General features: G+C 67.2%; 15 protein-coding genes. 8 read left to right on the top strand and 7 right to left on the bottom strand.

What is annotated here, in order from left to right; all coding sequences use genetic code 11:
* The first annotated feature begins 37 nt into the window (after positions 1-37).
* The gene (locus tag OG507_RS20285) at positions 38-1,375 is read left to right on the top strand and encodes an MATE family efflux transporter (protein WP_327368614.1); all 1,338 of its coding nucleotides are present in this window, start codon (positions 38-40) and stop codon (positions 1,373-1,375) included.
* Between the two features lie 110 nt (positions 1,376-1,485).
* On the opposite strand, the gene rplI is transcribed toward OG507_RS20285, so the two are convergent.
* The 4 genes from rplI to rpsF all read right to left on the bottom strand — a co-directional run bounded on the left by rplI (position 1,486) and on the right by rpsF (position 3,207).
* Positions 1,486-1,932: a 50S ribosomal protein L9 gene (gene rplI, locus OG507_RS20280; protein ID WP_327368613.1), complete on the bottom strand. Its 447-nt coding sequence runs from the start codon at positions 1,930-1,932 to the stop codon at positions 1,486-1,488.
* Positions 1,933-1,950: 18 nt separating this feature from the next.
* Complete coding sequence (rpsR, locus tag OG507_RS20275; RefSeq protein ID WP_003967857.1) at positions 1,951-2,187, bottom strand: 30S ribosomal protein S18; 237 nt, start codon at positions 2,185-2,187, stop codon at positions 1,951-1,953.
* A gap of 43 nt (positions 2,188-2,230) precedes the next feature.
* Entirely contained in the window at positions 2,231-2,842 is a 612-nt protein-coding gene (locus OG507_RS20270) for a single-stranded DNA-binding protein (protein ID WP_327368612.1), read from the bottom strand.
* Positions 2,843-2,916: 74 nt separating this feature from the next.
* The gene (rpsF, locus tag OG507_RS20265) at positions 2,917-3,207 is read right to left on the bottom strand and encodes a 30S ribosomal protein S6 (protein WP_327368611.1); all 291 of its coding nucleotides are present in this window, start codon (positions 3,205-3,207) and stop codon (positions 2,917-2,919) included.
* A gap of 278 nt (positions 3,208-3,485) precedes the next feature.
* Between rpsF and OG507_RS20260 the strand changes: the two genes are divergently transcribed.
* The 3 genes from OG507_RS20260 to OG507_RS20250 all read left to right on the top strand — a co-directional run bounded on the left by OG507_RS20260 (position 3,486) and on the right by OG507_RS20250 (position 6,285).
* Entirely contained in the window at positions 3,486-3,800 is a 315-nt protein-coding gene (locus OG507_RS20260) for a hypothetical protein (RefSeq protein WP_327368610.1), read from the top strand.
* Between the two features lie 229 nt (positions 3,801-4,029).
* Positions 4,030-5,148, top strand: a complete 1,119-nt coding sequence (locus OG507_RS20255) for a lipid II:glycine glycyltransferase FemX (protein WP_327368609.1) — start codon at positions 4,030-4,032, stop codon at positions 5,146-5,148.
* Between the two features lie 105 nt (positions 5,149-5,253).
* Positions 5,254-6,285 (top strand): alanine racemase, encoded by a 1,032-nt coding sequence (locus OG507_RS20250; RefSeq protein ID WP_327368608.1) that lies wholly within the window; start codon positions 5,254-5,256, stop codon positions 6,283-6,285.
* A gap of 42 nt (positions 6,286-6,327) precedes the next feature.
* Here the strand turns inward: OG507_RS20250 and OG507_RS20245 are convergent, their stop codons facing one another.
* Positions 6,328-7,821: a glycosyltransferase family 87 protein gene (locus OG507_RS20245; protein ID WP_327368607.1), complete on the bottom strand. Its 1,494-nt coding sequence runs from the start codon at positions 7,819-7,821 to the stop codon at positions 6,328-6,330.
* 152 nt (positions 7,822-7,973) lie between these two features.
* A complete protein-coding gene (locus OG507_RS20240; protein WP_327368606.1) occupies positions 7,974-10,682 on the bottom strand; it encodes a transglycosylase domain-containing protein in 2,709 nt (902 codons plus the stop codon).
* A gap of 389 nt (positions 10,683-11,071) precedes the next feature.
* On the opposite strand from OG507_RS20240, the gene OG507_RS20235 reads away from it, so the two are divergent.
* From OG507_RS20235 to OG507_RS20225, 3 genes are all read left to right on the top strand, one after another.
* Positions 11,072-11,779 carry a PadR family transcriptional regulator gene (locus OG507_RS20235; protein WP_327368605.1) on the top strand — a complete coding sequence of 236 codons (708 nt, stop codon included), beginning with the start codon at positions 11,072-11,074 and terminating at the stop codon, positions 11,777-11,779.
* Positions 11,780-11,841: 62 nt separating this feature from the next.
* Positions 11,842-12,924 carry an inositol-3-phosphate synthase gene (locus OG507_RS20230; RefSeq protein WP_327368604.1) on the top strand — a complete coding sequence of 361 codons (1,083 nt, stop codon included), beginning with the start codon at positions 11,842-11,844 and terminating at the stop codon, positions 12,922-12,924.
* A 124-nt stretch (positions 12,925-13,048) separates the two neighbouring features.
* Positions 13,049-14,317 carry an MFS transporter gene (locus OG507_RS20225; RefSeq protein WP_327368603.1) on the top strand — a complete coding sequence of 423 codons (1,269 nt, stop codon included), beginning with the start codon at positions 13,049-13,051 and terminating at the stop codon, positions 14,315-14,317.
* A 148-nt stretch (positions 14,318-14,465) separates the two neighbouring features.
* Here the strand turns inward: OG507_RS20225 and OG507_RS20220 are convergent, their stop codons facing one another.
* Positions 14,466-15,908: a CCA tRNA nucleotidyltransferase gene (locus tag OG507_RS20220; protein WP_327368602.1), complete on the bottom strand. Its 1,443-nt coding sequence runs from the start codon at positions 15,906-15,908 to the stop codon at positions 14,466-14,468.
* Positions 15,909-16,091: 183 nt separating this feature from the next.
* Here OG507_RS20220 and OG507_RS20215 point away from each other — a divergent pair, with 183 nt between their 5' ends.
* Entirely contained in the window at positions 16,092-18,380 is a 2,289-nt protein-coding gene (locus OG507_RS20215) for a DUF6049 family protein (protein WP_327368601.1), read from the top strand.
* Positions 18,381-18,403 lie beyond the last annotated feature (23 nt).

Genomic DNA, 18,403 nt, shown 5'->3' with positions numbered 1-18,403 from the left:
TTGCATCCATTACCTGTGGAAGATTAGATTGACCCCCATGATCCAGGCCCCGGTACCCCCGCCGCCCAGTCGCCGACGGCACGACCGCGAGATCATCTCGCTCGCCGTCCCCGCCTTCGGAGCGCTCGTCGCCGAGCCGCTCTTCGTGATGGTCGACAGTGCCATCGTCGGCCATCTCGGCACACCGCAGCTGGCCGGCCTGGCCGTCGCCGCCGCACTGCTGACCACCGCCGTCAGCATCTTCGTCTTCCTCGCGTACGCCACCACCGCGGCGGTGGCGCGACGGGTCGGAGCGGGCGATCTGGCCTCCGCGATCCGACAGGGCATGGACGGCATCTGGCTGGCCCTCCTGCTCGGCATCCTCGTCATCGCCCTCACGCTCCCCACCGCACCCTGGCTCGTGGACGCTTTCGGCGCCTCCGACACCGCAGCCTCCTACGCCACCACCTATCTGAGGATCTCCAGCCTCGGCATCCCGGCCATGCTCGTGGTGATGGCCGCGACCGGTGTGCTCCGCGGTCTGCAGGACACCCGGACCCCGCTCTATGTCGCCGTCGGAGGCTTCGCGGCCAACGGAGCCCTCAACGCAGGGCTCGTCTACGGCGCCGGACTCGGCATCGCCGGATCGGCCTGGGGCACCGTGATCGCACAGGTCGCCATGGCCGCCGCCTATCTGGTCGTGGTGGTACGGGGAGCTCGCCGGTACGACGCCTCACTTCGGCCCGATGCCGCAGGCATCAGGGCCAGCGCCCAGGCGGGTGTTCCACTGCTGGTCCGCACGCTGTCGCTCCGTGCCGTGCTGCTGATCGCCACAGCCGTCGCCGCCCGACTCGGCGACACCGAGATCGCCGCGCACCAGATCATCCTCTCCCTCTGGAGTCTGATGGCCTTCGCGCTCGACGCCATCGCCATCGCGGGGCAGGCCATCATCGGCCGATATCTGGGAGCCGATGACGCCAAGGGCGCACAAGAGGCATGCCGCCGCATGGTGCAGTGGGGCATCGCGTCCGGGGTGGTGTTCGGTGCTTTGATCGTCCTTGCCCGGCCGTTGTTCGTCCCCCTCTTCACCGGCGACCAGTCCGTTCAGAACACTCTGATCCCGGCGCTGCTGGTGGTGGCGCTGTCCCAGCCGATCGCCGGCGTGGTCTTCGTCCTGGACGGAGTGCTGATGGGTGCCGGAGACGGGCGGTATCTGGCCTGGGCCATGCTCGTCACGCTGGCCGTCTTCGCACCGGTCGCCCTGCTGGTACCAGCATTCGGCGGCGGCCTGACCGCGCTGTGGTGGGCCATGACCCTGATGATGGCCGTCCGCCTCGTGACACTCTGGCTGCGCACCCGATCGGGCAAGTGGATCGTCACCGGAGCCACCCGCTGAACCACCGGCCGACGCCCTGTTTCACATGAAGACGCCCTGTTTCACGTGAAACAGCAAAGGGCCGTACCCCGTGGGGTACGGCCCTTCACCTGCTCTGGTGAGCTGTGCCCTTAGGCAGCGACAACCTCGATACCGAGCTGCGCAGCGACCTCGGGGTGCAGACGCACGGACACCCGGTGTCCGCCGAGCGTCTTGATCGGCGAGCCGAGCTCGACGCGACGCTTGTCGACGTCGGGGCCACCGGCGGCCTTGATCGCCGAGGCGATGTCGGCCGGGGTCACGGAGCCGAAGAGACGGCCGGCGTCGCCGGAGCGAACGGCCAGACGGACCTTCACAGCCTCGAGCTTGGTCTTGATCTCGTTGGCCTGCTCGATCGTGGCGATCTCGTGGATCTTGCGGGCGCGGCGGATCTGCGCCACGTCCTTCTCGCCACCCTTGGTCCAGCGGATGGCAAAGCCACGCGGAACCAGGTAGTTACGGGCGTACCCGTCCTTGACGTCGACGACGTCGCCCGCAGCACCGAGGCCGGAGACCTCGTGGGTGAGGATGATCTTCATGATTCGGTCACCCTTCCCTTATCGCGCGGTGGACGTGTAGGGCAGCAGCGCCATCTCACGGCTGTTCTTGACTGCCGTGGCGACGTCACGCTGGTGCTGCGTGCAGTTGCCGGTCACGCGGCGGGCACGGATCTTGCCGCGGTCGGAAATGAACTTCCGCAGCATGTTCGTGTCCTTGTAGTCCACGTACTGGGTCTTGTCCTTGCAGAAAGCGCAGACCTTCTTCTTAGGCTTGCGCACAGGCGGCTTCGCCATGGTGTTTCTCCTGTGTGATCAAGAAGTGGGGGTACGAGCTGCCCTAGAAGGGAGGCTCGTCCGAGTAGCCGCCGCCAGAACCGCCGGAGCCGCCGGAGCTTCCGCCCCAGCCTCCTCCGCCGCCCTGGCCCCCGCTCTGCTGGCCGCCGGCCGGCGCGCTCGTGGCCCACGGGTCGTCGGCGGGAGCGCCGCCGCCGCCCTGCTGGCCACCGCCACCGGGACCGCCGCCCCAGTTGCCGCCGCCCTGCTGGCCGCCGCCGTATCCACCCTGGCCGCCCTGACCACCACGACCGGTGGTCTTGGTGACCTTGGCCGTGGCGTTCTTGAGGCTGGGGCCGACTTCCTCGACGTCCAGCTCGTAGACCGTGCGCTTGACGCCCTCGCGGTCTTCGTACGACCGCTGCTTCAGCCGGCCCTGCACGACAACGCGCATGCCTCGCTGGAGCGACTCGGCGACGTTCTCCGCCGCCTGCCGCCAGACCGAGCAGGTGAGGAACAGGCCTTCGCCGTCCTTCCACTCATTGGTCTGCCGGTCGAAGATGCGGGGAGTGGACGCGACACGGAACTTCGCGACCGCCGCACCGGACGGGGTGAAGCGCAGCTCGGGGTCGTCGACGAGATTGCCGACGACCGTGATGACGGTCTCGCCTGCCATGGGTGAACCTCTCGGCGGGGATTGCTTCTGGCTGCTTGCTGCTACTCGAACCCGATGACCGCTGAGCTAGATGCTCAGTGGATCTCGGGACGGAGGACCTTGGTCCGGAGGACCGACTCGTTCAGGTTCATCTGGCGGTCGAGCTCCTTGACGACCCCAGGCTCAGCCTGCAGGTCGATGACCGAGTAGATGCCCTCGGGCTTCTTCTTGATCTCGTAAGCGAGACGACGACGGCCCCAGGTGTCGACCTTCTCAACCTTTCCGTTGCCCTCACGGACGACGGAGAGGAAGTTCTCGATCAGCGGGGAGACAGCGCGCTCCTCGAGATCGGGGTCGAGGATGACCATCACCTCGTAGTGACGCATGTGGAACCCACCTCCTTTGGACTCAGCGGCCACGGTCGTTCCGTGGCAGGAGGGTCGTGATGCGTAAAGCAACAGTGTCTCCGAGTAAAACAGCCGCCACTGACAACGCTCTCCATCAGGAGGGGGCTGACGTGCTGGCCTGGGCAGACACCGGTGCAGACGTTACAGAGTACCCGCACACCGGCTTCCGGTTGAAATCCGGTGCTCAAGAGACGCAATCTGGACACATCGGGTGTGACCGGCGCCACGATGCGCCCCTTTCGGCCAGGAGGTACTCCATGGCACAAGCAATACGACCCCGTCCTCCCGTCTCCCTTCTCGCCACGGACGGCAAGCCTCATCCGCTCCAGGAAACCCTGGTGGCGGTGACTCTCGTCCTCGGCGCACTCGCCTTCGTGACGGCGATGTTCCACAGCCTGCATCTGATCAGTTCGTGGGCCGGGCTCATCGGGATCCTCACGGCTGCGTACGGGCAGTACATCTCGGTGACCACGCGCGAGAGGTTCCCGCTGATCATCGGCATGGGCGCGGCCGCCATCGGGTTCTTCCTCGGCATGGCCCACGGCGGACTGTTCGGTGGCGTGGTGGGCTGATTCCGGACAGACACAGCCAGGCACAACCGGACACAGCCGCACGCATGGGCCGGCGTGAGGCCCCCTCACCGGGGCCTCGCGCCGCTTCCCGTACGAGCACGGCCTGATCCAGGCGAAAGGTCCTGGGGCCCATAGGGCCAGACGGCGCGCTCCCCGGTCGCAGTAGGCTTCGGCGCGAGAGCCGGAGCCCCTGACCGATGGGGACACACCTGCCGAGGAGCGCCCCGACATGAGTCTGACCCTGAGGACCATCAGCCGAGAGCAGCATCTGGCGTACATCCAGAACCTGCCTGCGGCGAGTCACATGCAGGTCCCGGCATGGGCAGATGTGAAGGCCGAGTGGCGCTCGGAGAGCCTGGGCTGGTTCGACAAGACCGGCCAGCTCGTCGGCGTGGGCCTGGTGCTGTACCGGCAGTTGCCCAAGATCAAGCGCTATCTCGCGTACCTGCCCGAGGGCCCGGTCATCAACTGGTACGCCCCCAACCTGGACGACTGGCTGCAGCCGATGCTGGCGCACCTCAAGCAACAGGGCGCCTTCTCCGTGAAGATGGGCCCGCCGGTCGTCATCCGCCGCTGGGACTCGACCGCCATCAAGTCGGGCATCCAGGACCCGGACGTGAAGCGCCTGCGCGACGTCGAGGCCACCCACATCGAGCCGCGTGCCTTCGAAGTCGCGGACCGGCTGCGGAAGATGGGCTGGCAGCAGGGCGAGGACGGCGGCGCCGGATTCGGTGACGTACAGCCCCGCTACGTCTTCCAGGTCCCGCTGGCCAACCGGTCGCTCGAAGACGTCCACAAGGGCTTCAACCAGCTGTGGCGACGCAACATCAAGAAGGCCGAGAAGGCCGGCGTCGAGGTCGTCCAGGGCAGCTACGCGGAACTCGCCGAGTGGCAGCGGCTGTACGAGATCACGGCGGAGCGCGACCACTTCCGGCCGCGTCCGCTGGGCTACTTCCAGCGCATGTGGACGGCCCTCAACAATGAGGACCCCAACCGGATGCGGCTGTACTTCGCCCGGCACGAGGGCGAGAACGTCGCGGCCGCGACCATGCTGATCGTCGGCGGGCACGTCTGGTACTCGTACGGCGCCTCCGCCAACCACAAGCGCGAGGTCCGGCCCTCGAACGCGATGCAGTGGCGGATGCTGCGCGACGCGTACGCCATGGGGGCCACCGTCTACGACCTGCGCGGAATCTCCGACTCGCTGGACGAGACCGACCACCTCTTCGGTCTGATCCAGTTCAAGGTGGGCACCGGCGGGCAGGCTGCCGAGTACCTCGGCGAGTGGGACTTCCCGCTCAACAAGCTCCTGCACAAGGCACTCGACATCTATATGTCGCGCCGCTGATACGCGTCGTCCCGCTGACGAAACCGGCTTCATTCGTTTCAATGGGGACTTCGACACCGCACACCTCCCACACACCGCAGCCACCAGAAGGGTTCCGGACCGGCCATGGCGCTCTCCCTCTACGTCGACACCGCGCGCTGGCGGGCGCACCAGAAATCCGTCCTCGACCAGTTCCCCGGCCTCGTACCGGTCTGCAAGGGCAACGGATACGGCTTCGGTCACGAGCGGCTCGCCGACGAGGCCATCCGCTTCGGCTCCGACATGCTCGCTGTCGGCACCACCTACGAGGCGGCCCGCATCAAGGACTGGTTCAGCGGCGATCTATTGGTCCTCACCCCGTTCCGCCGGGGCGAGGAGCCGGTGCCGCTGCCCGACCGCGTCATCCGGTCCGTCTCCTCCGTGGACGGCGTGCACGCCCTGGTGGGCGCACGGGTCGTCATCGAGTGCATGAGCTCCATGAAGCGCCACGGCGTCAAGGAGGAGGAACTCGGGCAGTTGCACGCCGCCATCGAGGACGTACGCCTCGAAGGCTTCGCCCTGCATCTGCCGCTGGACCGCACGGACGGCTCGGACGCCGTGGAGGAAGTCATCAGCTGGATGGACCGGCTGCGGGCGGCCAGGCTGCCGCTGCACACCATGTTCGTCAGCCATCTGCGCAGCGAGGAGCTGGCCCGGCTGCAGCAGCAGTTCCCGCAGACCCGCTTCCGTGCCCGTATCGGCACCCGGCTGTGGCTCGGCGACCACGAGGCGACGGAGTACCGGGGCGCCGTTCTCGACGTCACGCCCGTCGTCAAGGGTGACCGTTTCGGCTATCGCCAGCAGAAGGTCGCCGCCGACGGCTGGCTGGTGGTCGTCGCCGGCGGTACGTCGCACGGCGTGGGCCTGGAGGCCCCGAAGGCGCTGCACGGTGTGATGCCGCGTGCCAAGGGGGTCGCCCGCGCGGGCCTGGCCACGGTCAACCGCAACTTGTCGCCGTTCGTCTGGGCCGGCAAGCAGCGCTGGTTCGCCGAGCCGCCGCACATGCAGGTGTCGATCCTGTTCGTCCCCTCGGACGCGCAGGAGCCGAAGGTCGGTGACGAGCTGGTGGCCCATCTGCGCCACACGACCACCCAGTTCGACCGTCTCGTCGACCGCTAGGAAGCCGCCGGGTCTCTCCGGGGTTCCGGAGGGACCCGGCTCTCAGTCGGCGGCGGGTCCGTGTACCGCGCCCCAGTCCACCCAAGGTCCTTCGACGGCGGGGACGGCATGCCGCGCCGGATGCGCCGCGGGTCCCAGCGCGAATACGTCCCCGGCCCCGTCGAGCACCCCGCCGGACGGATCGTCCGACCCGTCGCGCCGTACGACGTCCCGCTCCGGCATGAGGATGTCCCGTACGACAACGGCGCAGAGGTACAGCGTGCCCAGCAGATGCAGGGCGATCGCCAGCTGATAGCCCTCCGTGGGCAGCCCCTGGTGCTTGTCGCCGCTCGTCGTGTACGCGAGGTACATCCAGATGCCCAGGAAGTACATGACCTCGCACGCCTGCCAGATCAGGAAGTCGCGCCAGCGCGGCCTGGCCAGGGCGGCCAGGGGGATCAGCCACAGCACGTACTGCGGTGAGTAGACCTTGTTGACGAGGATGAACGCGGCGACGACGAGAAAGGCGAGCTGCGCGAAGCGCGGCCTGCGCGGCGCCATCAGTGTCAGCACGGCGATGCCCACGCACAGCAGGACCATGAGCAGTTCGGAGACGAGGTTGACGGTCGATGTCTCGATGCGCATGCCGGTGCGCTGGGTGATGATCAGCCAGAAGGAACCGAAGTCGATGCCCCGTTCCTCGCTGAACGAGTAGAACTTGCTCCATCCCTCGGGCGCGTAGATCATCACCGGCAGGTTCACCACCAGCCAGGAGGCCGCCGCCCCGAGCGCCGCCAGGCCGAACTCCCGCCATCTGCCCGCCCGCCAGCACAGCACGAAGACCGGCCCCAGCAGGAGCAGGGGATAGAGCTTGGCGGCCGTGGCGAGCCCGATGAGGAGCCCGAACGCCAGCGCCCGGCCCCGGGACCACATGAGCATCGCCGCGGCCGTCAGCGCGACGGCCAGCAGGTCCCAGTTGATCGTCGCGGTGAGCGCGAAGGCGGGCGCGAGAGCGACCAGCAGCCCGTCCCAGGGACGGCGCCGGTGCGTACGGGCGACACACACGGCGATGATCACGGCGCAGATCATCAGCATGCCCGCGTTGACCATCCAGTACATCTGCTCGCGGTGCTGAATGGATCCGCCCGGTGTCAGCCAGGACGCGATCTGCATGAACACGCCCGTCAGAACGGGGTACTCCAGGTACTGCATGTCGCCGGGCAGCCGGTCGAAGTACGGCACGAGGCCGTCGGAGAAGCCCCGTCCCACATAGAGGTGCGGAATGTCCGAATAGCAGGCGTGCGTGTACTGCGAACCGGCACCCCTGAACCACGCCCAGTTGTAGCAGGGCAGCTTCTGCACCATGCCCAGCGCGAACATCCCGAGGGCCACCAGAGCGATGACGCCCACGGGCGTGAGTGCCGTGCTGCCGAGGCGTGTCCAGCGCCCCGACCGCCCGCCGATCAGCTCGCTGCCGGCCTCGGCGATCTCGTCCTGGTGCGTGGGCCGTACGACAGACCGTTCCTCGTGCACACTCGTGTCTTCTGCGCTTGGCATGCCGCTCATCCTGCCGTACGGGACTGTGGAAACGACGGGGGCCGCCGCACCGATGGGTGCGGCGGCCCCCGTGACCGGGTCCAGCTGGGACCGGGCTTCGTCATGACCGGGTCCGGTCGGCCGAATCAGCTGTCCGCCCGGCCGGACGGGCGTCAGCCGGCTGGGCCCCCGAAGAGTGCGCCGTTGCCGCCGTTGCCATTGCCGCCGCCGTTGCCGCTGCCGCCGGTCGGTGGCGAAACGGACGTCGACGGGGAGCTGGAGGCGCCGCCGTCGGTACCGCCGTCGGTACCGCCGGTGTTCGTCCCGCCGTTGTTGGTCCCGCCGTTGTTGTTCTGGCAGTTCCAGTCCCATGCGCCACAGGTGTTGCTGGGGTCGGGCACCGGCAGGGACGGGGTCGTCGAGGGCTCGGGCTCCGAAGCGGTCGGCGAAGGCGTCAATTCCACGCTGGGCGTCGGCTTGGGGCTCCGTGCGCCGCCGCCGTAGACCTTCTCACCGATCGGCTCCGGCTTCGGGAATGTCAGGGCAGGCTGCCCCTTCAACGCGTCCGCCATGTAGTCATGCCAGATCTGCGCCGGGAAAGAGGCACCGTGGATGGTCTGCTCACCACCCGTGCCGTACATCTTCTCGAACTCGCGGTCCTTGTTCTTCTCGTCGTCGTCCATCCGGTACATGCTGATGGCCGTGGACAGTTGCGGGGTGTAGCCGACGAACCAGGCCGACTTGTTGTCGTCCGTCGTACCCGTCTTGCCCGCCACGTCGCGGCCGGGGAGCTGCGCGGGGGTACCGGTTCCCTTCTCGACGACGTTCTTCAGGACATCGGTGACGTTGTCGGCGATATCGGTACCGAAGGCGCGCTTGGTGACGTCCTTGTGCTGGTAGACGACCTCGCCCTCGTCCTTCACCTCGATGACCGAGTAGGGCTCACGCTGCTGCCCACTGGCCGCGAAGGTCGCGTACGCACCGGCCATGCGGATGGCACTGGGCGAGGACGTACCGATGGAGAACGACGGCACATTCGAATTCGCCATGCTGTCGTCGTCCTTGAGACCGGCGGCTATGGCCATGTCCTTCACCTTGTCGGTGCCGACGTCCATGCCGAGCTGTACGTACGGGGAGTTGGCGGACCACTGCATCGCCTCGCGAAGGGTGATGTTGCCCCTGGACTCATTGCCGTCGTTGGTCTGCAGCCACTCCTTGCCCTCCTCGTTGACCCAGACCTGACCGTCGTATTTCTTGATCTTCAGCTTGTTGTCGGCGTTGTAGATGCTCAGCGGCGAGACCTTCTCGCGCTGCGACGCATCCTGGTCCGGGCCGAGCTCGGGGTCGCGCTTGCCGTACTCCATCGCCGCCGCCAACACGAACGGCTTGAAGGTCGAACCGACCTGCGCGCCTGTGGGGTTCGCGTTGTTGGTGTAGTGCTTGGTCGCATCCTGACCGCCGTAGATCGCCACGATGGCACCGGTCTTCGGATCCACCGACCCGCCGCCGAACTGGACATGGGTGTCCGTCTTGGGGCGCTGCTTCGGCTTGATCTTGCTGTCGTAGACCTTCTTGACCGCGGCGTTGAGCTCCTCGACCTTCTTCCTGTTGAAGGTGGTGTGGATCTGGTAGCCGCCCTGGGCCAGCTTCTCCGCCGTGACGCCATGGGTGTTGTTGTTGAGGAAGTACGACTTGGCGAGGTCGACCAGGTAGCCGACCTGACCGCCCAGCTGGGCGTCCTTCTTCGGCGACTTGGGCATCGGGAACTCGGTGTACTTGTCGCGCTCCGCCTGCGACAGCCGCTTGTCCTTCACCTCTTCATCGAGGATCCACTTCCACCGCTCCTTGGCACGCGCGGTGTTCTTCTCCGCGGTGGCCTCTTCGGGGTCGACCTCGGGGGCGCCCGCCGGGTCGAAGTAGCTCGCGCCCTTGAGCAGCGTGGCCAGGAAGGCACACTCGCTCGGATTCAGTTCCGTGGCGTCCTTGCCGTAGTACGTACGCGCCGCCGCCTGGAGCCCCGAGGCGCCTCGCCCGTAGTACGAGATGTTGAGGTAGTCACGAATGATGTCCTTCTTGTCCTTCTCGTTCGTGACCTTGAGCGTGATGAAGAGTTCCTGGACCTTCCGGCTCAGGGTCTGCTCCTGAGACAGATAGGAGTTCTTCACGTACTGCTGGGTGATCGTCGAACCACCCTGGGTCTCACCACCGGTGGCCATGTTGTAGAAGGCGCGGCCGATGCCCATGGGGTCGATGCCCCAGTCGTGCTCGAAGGACTTGTTCTCGGCCGAGATGACGGCGTTCCGCATGGCAGCGGGGATCTGCGCATAACCGATGATCTGACGGTTGACCTCACCGCCCGTGGCGACCATCTGCGAGCCGTCGTCCCAGAGGTAGACGTTGTTCTGCGCTGTCGCAGTGTCCTTCACCTCGGGCGTGCCGACCATCGCGTAGGCGATGCCGCCGAGGCCCATGAGCAGGCCGAGGAAGCCGACGCAGAGGCCGGAGACCAGCTTCCACGACGGCACCCAGCGCCGCACGCCGTACTTCCCGGCGCGCGGGTAGTCGATGAAGCGCTTCTTGACGGGACGCTGGCCACCGCGGCCACGCCCCCTGCCCGGACCCTCGTATCCGCCGTCGCCGCCGCGGCGGCGACCACCACCACCGCCGCCACCACCCCGGCTCCCGCCGCCACGCTGGGCGGCTCGTCTGGCCTCGGCTCGTCCGCTGTACGGGCGATCTCCGCCGTACGAATCGGAAGGTGACTCATCAGTTACTCCGCGTGACGGAGCGGCGCGGCGTCCTGAGGACTGCTGGGCGGCTCGTCTGGCCGCTGCGCGTCCGCCACCTTGCGGTTGCGGCGTTTTGCGACGGTGCTCGCTCATGGAACGACTACTCCTCGGGCAGGCAAGAGCGCCTGGAAGCGGCAGTTGAGATCCGGTCCCCCCGAATTACGGACCAGCCCTGCGACAGGCTCATCCGCAGTACATCCGGCTAGTCCGCGAAGACTGACGCGCACGGGCGTCTCACGGTTCCCGGTGGTCTGCATGCCGCACAGACTACGCACGGTCAAAACCCCCCTAGGGCCGAACTTCACCCCAAATAACGCAAGTCGGTTCCTACGAATTCACGATGTGACGCCGTTCACGATGTCCCCTCTTGTCGCAGAGCGGTGAGCGATCTATCGTCGTGATGTATCGAGTCGATACATCGGCTCGGCACATCAGCTCGGCACAGGGCTCCGCAGGAGCACCCGGAGAGGGAGGAGGCGAAATTGAGCAGGCGCTCAGGCATCCTCGAATTCGCCGTTCTCGGCCTGCTCCGCGAATCCCCGATGCACGGGTACGAGCTGCGCAAACGTCTCAACACCTCGCTGGGGATCTTCCGCGCCTTCAGCTACGGCACCCTTTACCCCTGCCTCAAGACGCTGGTCGCCAACGGCTGGTTGATCGAGGAGCCGGGAAACTCCCCGGCCGACCTTCCGCCCGCGACCGGCCGTGCGGTCGCCCCCGCCTCCTCACTGGCCGGGCGTCGCGCCAAGATCGTCTACCGGCTGACGGCAGAAGGTAAGGAGCACTTCGAGGAGCTCCTTTCGCACACCGGCCCCGACTCCTGGGAGGACGAGCACTTCGCAGCCCGTTTCGCCTTCTTCGGGCAGACGGAGCACGAAGTGCGGATGCGGGTGCTGGAAGGCCGGCGCAGCCGGCTGGAGGAACGCCTGGAGAAGATGCGGGCCTCGCTGGCCCGCACTCGCGAGCGCCTCGACGACTACACACTTGAGCTGCAGCGACACGGCATGGAGTCCGTGGAGCGCGAAGTGCGCTGGCTGAACGAGCTCATCGAGAGCGAGCGGTCGGGACGGGACCAGCGACGGTCCTCGCCCGGGAGCGAAGCTCAGCAGAACACAGCAGGAGAGACGGACGGCCTGCCCCGGCACCGGGCCAACACCCCGCCGGATCCGTCCGACGACACCTCAAAGTGAGGTCCCCGCAGATCCGCGGGGGCCTCATCGGGAACATCCATTACACACAGGGAGCAACCGGAATGGGTTCGGTTCGCGTAGCCATCGTCGGCGTGGGCAACTGCGCCGCCTCGCTGGTCCAGGGCGTCGAGTACTACAAGGACGCCGATCCGGCCGGCAAGGTGCCCGGTCTGATGCACGTCCAGTTCGGCGACTACCACGTGCGGGACGTCGAGTTCGTCGCCGCCTTCGACGTCGACGCGAAGAAGGTCGGCCTCGACCTCGCGGACGCCATCGGTGCCAGCGAGAACAACACCATCAAGATCGCCGACGTTCCGAGCACCGGCGTGACCGTCCAGCGCGGCCACACCCACGACGGCCTGGGCAAGTACTACCGCGAGACCATCGAGGAGTCCACCGAGGCTCCGGTCGACATCGTCCAGATCCTCAAGGACCGCCAGGTCGACGTTCTCGTCTGCTACCTGCCGGTCGGCTCCGAGGTCGCTGCGAAGTTCTACGCGCAGTGCGCCATCGACGCCAAGGTCGCGTTCGTCAACGCTCTCCCGGTCTTCATCGCCGGCACCAAGGAGTGGGCGGACAAGTTCACCGAGGCCGGTGTCCCGATCGTCGGCGACGACATCAAGTCGCAGGTCGGCGCCACCATCACGCACCGCGTGATGGCGAAGCTCTTCGAGGACCGGGGCGTCATCCTGGACCGCACGATGCAGCTGAACGTCGGCGGCAACATGGACTTCAAGAACATGCTCGAGCGTGAGCGCCTCGAGTCCAAGAAGATCTCCAAGACGCAGGCCGTCACCTCCCAGATCCGTGACCGCGAGCTCGGTGCGGACAACGTCCACATCGGTCCGTCGGACTACGTGGCCTGGCTGGACGACCGCAAGTGGGCGTACGTGCGCCTCGAGGGCCGCGCCTTCGGTGACGTTCCGCTGAACCTGGAGTACAAGCTCGAGGTCTGGGACTCCCCGAACTCCGCCGGTGTCATCATCGACGCCGTCCGCGCCGCGAAGATCGCCAAGGACCGCGGCATCGGTGGCCCGATCCTCTCCGCGTCGTCCTACTTCATGAAGTCTCCGCCGGTGCAGTACTTCGACGACGAGGCCCGCGAGAACGTCGAGAAGTTCATCCGCGGCGACGTCGCCAACTGACGCCGCCGCATACGGTGCGTCGGCGCGGCTCGGCGATGAGCGGCAACGCTCCTTGCTGTCCGCACCGTTGAGGGTCCCCGGGTAATACGCCCGGGGACCCTCAACGTATGTGACCCTTGATCGCATGCCCGTCGTAGGTGATCTGCGCGTCCTTCTGCGCCTTCGGAACTTCCGTCGCCTGCTCGCCGTACGACTCCTCTCCCAGTCGGCCGACGGCGTCTACCAGGTGGCTCTGGCGGCTCACGTCGTCTTCTCCCCGGAGAAACAGGCCTCGGCGGGGGCCATCGCCTCCGCGATGGCCGTGCTGCTGCTGCCGTACTCGCTCATCGGCCCCTTCGCCGGCGTCCTGCTGGACCGCTGGCCGCGCCGTCAGGTCTTTCTGTACGGCAATCTGCTGCGCTCCGCACTCGCCTGCTGCACCGCACTCCTCATCCTCGGCTCCGCGCCCACCTGGCTCTTCTACGCCTCGGCGCTATGCGTCACCGCGGTCAACCGCTTCGTGCTGGCCGGGCTCTCGGCCGCGCTGCCGCGTGTCGTCGACCGGGACCGGCTCGTGCTGGCGAACTCCCTCTCACCGACCGCAGGCACGCTCGCCGCCACGGCCGGCGGCGGGCTCGCGTTCATCGTGCGGCTCGTACTCGCCGACTCCGATGCGGCGGTGGTACTGCTGGGCGCGGCTCTCTACCTTGCTTCGGCGCTGGCATCCCTGAGCCTTGCCACCGGGCTCCTCGGGCCGGATCAGGACGGGCGACGCATCCGTCTGAGGGACGCGTTCGCCATCACCGCACGGGGGCTCTCCGGCGGACTGCGCCATCTGGCGGAACGGAAGCAGGCGACCCGGGCGCTGGTCTCCATGACCGTGATCCGCTTCTGCTACGGGGCGCTGACCGTGATGGTGCTGATGCTCTGCCGGTACGCCTGGTCCAACAGCGAATCCGAAGGCCTGGCCCTACTCGGGCTCGCTGTGGCGATCTCCGGTGCGGGCTTCTTCGCGGCGGCCGTGGTGACCCCTTGGGCGGTGGGGCAGTTCGGCCGGTTCCGCTGGATGGCACTGTGCGCAGCGGCGGCCGCCATCCTCGAACCCGCGCTGGGGCTGTGGTTCGTCCCCGTACCGATGCTGGTCGCGGCGTTCGTCCTCGGACTCGTCACCCAGGGCGCGAAGATCGCGACGGACACGGTGGTGCAGACCTCGGTGGACGACGCCTTCCGCGGCCGGGTCTTCTCCCTCTACGACGTGCTGTTCAATGTGGCGTTCGTGGGTGCTGCCGCGGTCTCCGCGCTGATGCTGCCCCCCGATGGGAAGTCGTTCGTGGTGGTGATCGGGGTAGCCGTGCTCTATACGGTCACCTCCCTGCTGCTGTTCCGGTGGAGCCGGGCCGACAGGGCGCTCTGATGTGCGGGATACGGCGAGGGGTGCTGTTTCACGTGAAACAGCACCCCTCGCCACAGCGGGGCGCGGTCATGTTTCACGTGAAACATGACCGCGCCCGCCCCTTGCCGGCGCCCGGACCGGGCTGGTGCCGGTCGCCCCTCCGGCAGTCTCAGCTCTGCGAGGCCCACCACTCCTTGAGCTTCTCGACCGCCACATCATGCTCCATCGGCCCGTGCTCCAGGCGCAGCTCCAGCAGGAACGCATAGGCCTTACCGATCACCGGACCGGGACCGACACCCAGGGTCTTCATGATCTCGTTGCCGTCCAGATCGGGCCGGATGGCATCCAGCTCCTCCTGCTCCTGAAGCTGCGCGATGCGCTCCTCAAGCCCGTCATACGTCCGTGAGAGGGCAGCGGCCTTGCGCTTGTTCCGCGTGGTGCAGTCCGAGCGGGTCAGCTTGTGCAGCCGCTCCAGAAGAGGCCCCGCATCGCGCACATACCGGCGCACCGCGGAGTCGGTCCACTCACCGTCGCCATAGCCGTGGAAGCGCAGATGAAGCTCCACCAGCTTCGAGACGTCCTTGACCATGTCGTTGGAGTACTTGAGTGCGGCCATTCGCATCTTGACCATCTTGGCGCCCACCACCTCGTGGTGATGGAACGAGACGCGCCCGTCCTTCTCGAAGCGCCGCGTTCTCGGCTTGCCGATGTCATGGAGGAGAGCGGCAAGGCGCAGCACCAGATCGGGACCGTCCTCCTCCAGGTCGATCGCCTGCTCCAGAACGGTCAGCGAGTGCTCATAGACATCCTTGTGACGGTGATGCTCGTCACTTTCCAGACGCAGAGCGGGAAGCTCCGGCAGCACCTGCTGCGCCAGTCCCGTGTCGACGAGCAGTGCCAGCCCCTTGCGGGGGTTGGTGGAGAGGAGCAGTTTGTTGAGCTCCTCCCTGACCCGCTCGGCGGAGACGATCTCGATGCGCCCGGCCATTTCCGTCATCGCTGCGACCACATCGGGGGCGATGTCGAAGTCCAGCTGTGCGGCGAAGCGAGCAGCACGCAGCATGCGCAGCGGATCGTCGGAGAACGACTCCTCCGGTGTCCCGGGAGTGCGCAGTACGCGCTCGGCCAGGTCCTCAAGGCCGCCGTGAGGATCGATGAAGTCCTTCTCCGGAAGCGCGACGGCCATTGCGTTGACCGTGAAGTCGCGGCGGACGAGGTCTTCCTCGATGGAGTCGCCGTAGGACACCTCGGGCTTGCGGGAGGTCCTGTCGTACGCCTCCGACCTGTATGTGGTGACTTCGATCTGGTATCCGTCCTTCTGGACACCCACGGTGCCGAAGGCGATCCCGACCTCCCATACCGAGTCGGCCCACGGTCGGACGATCTTCAGTACGGCCTCGGGACGGGCGTCGGTCGTGAAGTCCAGGTCGTTCCCGAGCCTGCCCAGAAGCGCGTCCCGGACCGAGCCGCCGACCAGGGCGAGACTGAATCCGGCATCCTGGAAACGGCGTGCGAGATCGTCGGCGACCGGTGACACCCGCAGCAGTTCGCTGACTGCGCGGTGCTGCACCTGGGTCAGGGCACGGGAGCTGTCTTCATTGGCATTCGACACAACAGAAAAGGGTACGTGCCCGGACCGGCCCGGTCGTCCGGGTTTCGTCCCGTCCTGCGAGACTCTTCCGATCATGTAGCGGACTCCGCAGCACTTGGCACCCGCGCGCATCGTTACCATGCGGGGACGCAGCAACCGACAACCATCGACACCAACTGACAACGACGAGGGACGGGTAGGCGCGTGGCCGAGGCGGCAGACATCCAGGGGATCGGTCCCTCTTCTGCTCGCCGGTGGCTGCGGCGCACAGCCTCCTTGATCATCGGGGCACCGCTCGTCGCTGCTCTGCTGGCCGCGCCCGCCGCACAGGCCGGCATGACCACCAAGGCCCCCACCGGCTCCGAAACGGTCAAGGTGACCCTGGCCGGCGTCGCTCCTAGCGCGCCGGTGAAGGGGGACACGCTGACCGTCTCCGGCACCGTGACCAACAGGGGCAAGGACACGATCACGGACGCGAGGGTCGATCTGCGCGTGGGCCCGAGGCTCTTCGGCAGGACGTCGATCGACACCGCAGCCAAGCGCACCGGGTACGTGCTCGGCAGTGACCCCGCACCGCTCGGCGGCAAGTACACGGTGAAGTTCGCGAAGCTCCCTTCCGGGGGCAGCCAGAACTTCTCGCTGTCCGTCCCCGTCGGCAAACTGGGGCTCGGCGACGACGGCGTCTACCAGCTCGGTGTCTCACTGTCGGGGCAGACTTCCCGGGCCCAGTACGAGCAGGTCCTGGGGATCCAGCGCACCTTCCTGCCCTGGCAGGAAGAGGAGCGCGATTCCAGGACGAAGGTCACCTACCTCTGGCCGCTCATCGCATCGGCCCACGTCACCGCCGAGACCGGCTCCGACGACCAGCAGACGCCTGTGTTCGCGGACGACGGCCTGGCCGCCGAAATCGCTCCGGGCGGGCGCCTCGAACAGCTGGTCTCGCTGGGCAGTCGGCTGCCCGTGACCTGGGTCATCGACCCGGACCTGCTGGCCAGCGTCGATGCGATGGCAAGGAACTACCGCGTCAAGTCCGGCGACACCACCGTCGCGGGCAAGAACCAGGACGTCGCCAAGAAGTGGCTCACCCAGCTACAGGCCGCTGTGGCGGACGGCGAAGTCGTCGCGCTGCCGTTCGCCGACCCCGACCTGGCGTCCATCGCACACCGCGGCAAGAACGTGTCGGGCACCCTCAGCCACCTGCAGACCGCCACCGATGTGGCCGGAACAACGGTGCAGACCATCCTGCATGTGAAGCCGTCGACCGATTTCGCGTGGCCCGTCGACGGGGCGATCGACCCGTCGATCGTCGATGTCGCCACCTCGGCAGGCGCCCACAAGGTGATCGCCCGCAGCGACAGCCTCCAGGAGACCGGCGGTCTGCCGTACACGCCGACCGCGGCCCGGCCGATCGGCGGCGGCACCACCGCGGTGGTCACCGACGCCCGGCTCTCCACGGCCTTCCAGGGCGACATGTCGAAGGCGGGGAGCTCCACCCTCGCCATACAGAAGTTCCTCGCTCTGACCCTCGCCCTGAGCGAGCAGGACACGGACAAGGAACGAAGCATCGTCGTCGCACCGCAGCGGATGCCCACGGTCGCCCAGGCCCAGTCGATGGCCAGTGCACTGCACACGCTCGACGACGAACGCTGGACAGAGCCGCTCGGGCTCGTGGACGCGGCCGAGGCGAAGCCCGACGCCGACGCGACGACCAGGGTCCCCAGGTCGTCGCAGTACCCGAAGAAGCTCCGGAGCCAGGAGCTGCCCACCCAGGCGTTCCAGGACATCAAGTCCACCCAGGTCTCGCTCGACAACTTCCAGGTCATCCTCACCCAGCCCGAGCGGGTGGTGACCCCCTTCGGCAACGCGGTCAACCGGTCCATGTCGACGTCGTGGCGTGGCAGTCCCCTGGAGGCCCAGCAGTACCGGGACTCGGTGCGCACCTATCTGCAGGGCCTCATCAACGAGGTTCAGCTCATCTCGAAGTCGGACGTCACCCTGTCCGGCCGCAGCGCCACGATCCCGGTGACTGTGCAGAACAGACTGCTGCAGGGCGTGGACCATCTGGTCCTCCGGCTGAAATCGGAGAATCCGACCCGGCTCAAGCTGAACGACGGCGAAGCCGTGGCGGAACAGCCGATCCGGATCGCCGGCGGCCACAGCCAGTCCGTGAAGTTCGACGCGGCGGCCAACATCAACGGCCAGGTGCAGATGACCGCGCAGCTCTACACCGAGGACAACACGCCGTACGGCGGAGAGATGACCTTCACCGTGAAGGTCTCCGAGCTCACTCCGACCGTGTTGCTGGTGATCGCCGGTGGACTGCTGCTTCTGGTCCTCGCAGGCATCAGGATGTACACCCAGCGCAAGCGGGCCAACGCGAGCGGCACCGCCGGGAACAACGGCGGTGAACCCGAGCAGCCGAGTGACCCGACGCCGGACACCGGTCCGGAAAACGGGGCGCCCTCGGGCCCGGGTGAGAAAGTGGAACGTTGAGCGATGTCTGTCGTGGCCTGTCG

Source organism: Streptomyces sp. NBC_01217, from assembly GCF_035994185.1.
In the GTDB taxonomy this organism is placed as follows: Bacteria; Actinomycetota; Actinomycetes; order Streptomycetales; family Streptomycetaceae; genus Streptomyces.
This window is presented reverse-complemented; position numbering and strand designations above follow the sequence as displayed.

What these genes read in the sequence shown, in the direction of transcription:
- OG507_RS20285 (WP_327368614.1), top strand. Translation starts at nt 38, where the DNA reads ATGATCCAGGCCCCGGTACCCCCGCCGCCCAGTCGCCGACGGCACGAC.
- rplI (WP_327368613.1), bottom strand. Translation starts at nt 1,932, where the DNA reads ATGAAGATCATCCTCACCCACGAGGTCTCCGGCCTCGGTGCTGCGGGC.
- rpsR (WP_003967857.1), bottom strand. Translation starts at nt 2,187, where the DNA reads ATGGCGAAGCCGCCTGTGCGCAAGCCTAAGAAGAAGGTCTGCGCTTTC.
- OG507_RS20270 (WP_327368612.1), bottom strand. Translation starts at nt 2,842, where the DNA reads ATGGCAGGCGAGACCGTCATCACGGTCGTCGGCAATCTCGTCGACGAC.
- rpsF (WP_327368611.1), bottom strand. Translation starts at nt 3,207, where the DNA reads ATGCGTCACTACGAGGTGATGGTCATCCTCGACCCCGATCTCGAGGAG.
- OG507_RS20260 (WP_327368610.1), top strand. Translation starts at nt 3,486, where the DNA reads ATGGCACAAGCAATACGACCCCGTCCTCCCGTCTCCCTTCTCGCCACG.
- OG507_RS20255 (WP_327368609.1), top strand. Translation starts at nt 4,030, where the DNA reads ATGAGTCTGACCCTGAGGACCATCAGCCGAGAGCAGCATCTGGCGTAC.
- OG507_RS20250 (WP_327368608.1), top strand. Translation starts at nt 5,254, where the DNA reads ATGGCGCTCTCCCTCTACGTCGACACCGCGCGCTGGCGGGCGCACCAG.
- OG507_RS20245 (WP_327368607.1), bottom strand. Translation starts at nt 7,821, where the DNA reads ATGCCAAGCGCAGAAGACACGAGTGTGCACGAGGAACGGTCTGTCGTA.
- OG507_RS20240 (WP_327368606.1), bottom strand. Translation starts at nt 10,682, where the DNA reads ATGAGCGAGCACCGTCGCAAAACGCCGCAACCGCAAGGTGGCGGACGC.
- OG507_RS20230 (WP_327368604.1), top strand. Translation starts at nt 11,842, where the DNA reads ATGGGTTCGGTTCGCGTAGCCATCGTCGGCGTGGGCAACTGCGCCGCC.
- OG507_RS20225 (WP_327368603.1), top strand. Translation starts at nt 13,049, where the DNA reads ATGCCCGTCGTAGGTGATCTGCGCGTCCTTCTGCGCCTTCGGAACTTC.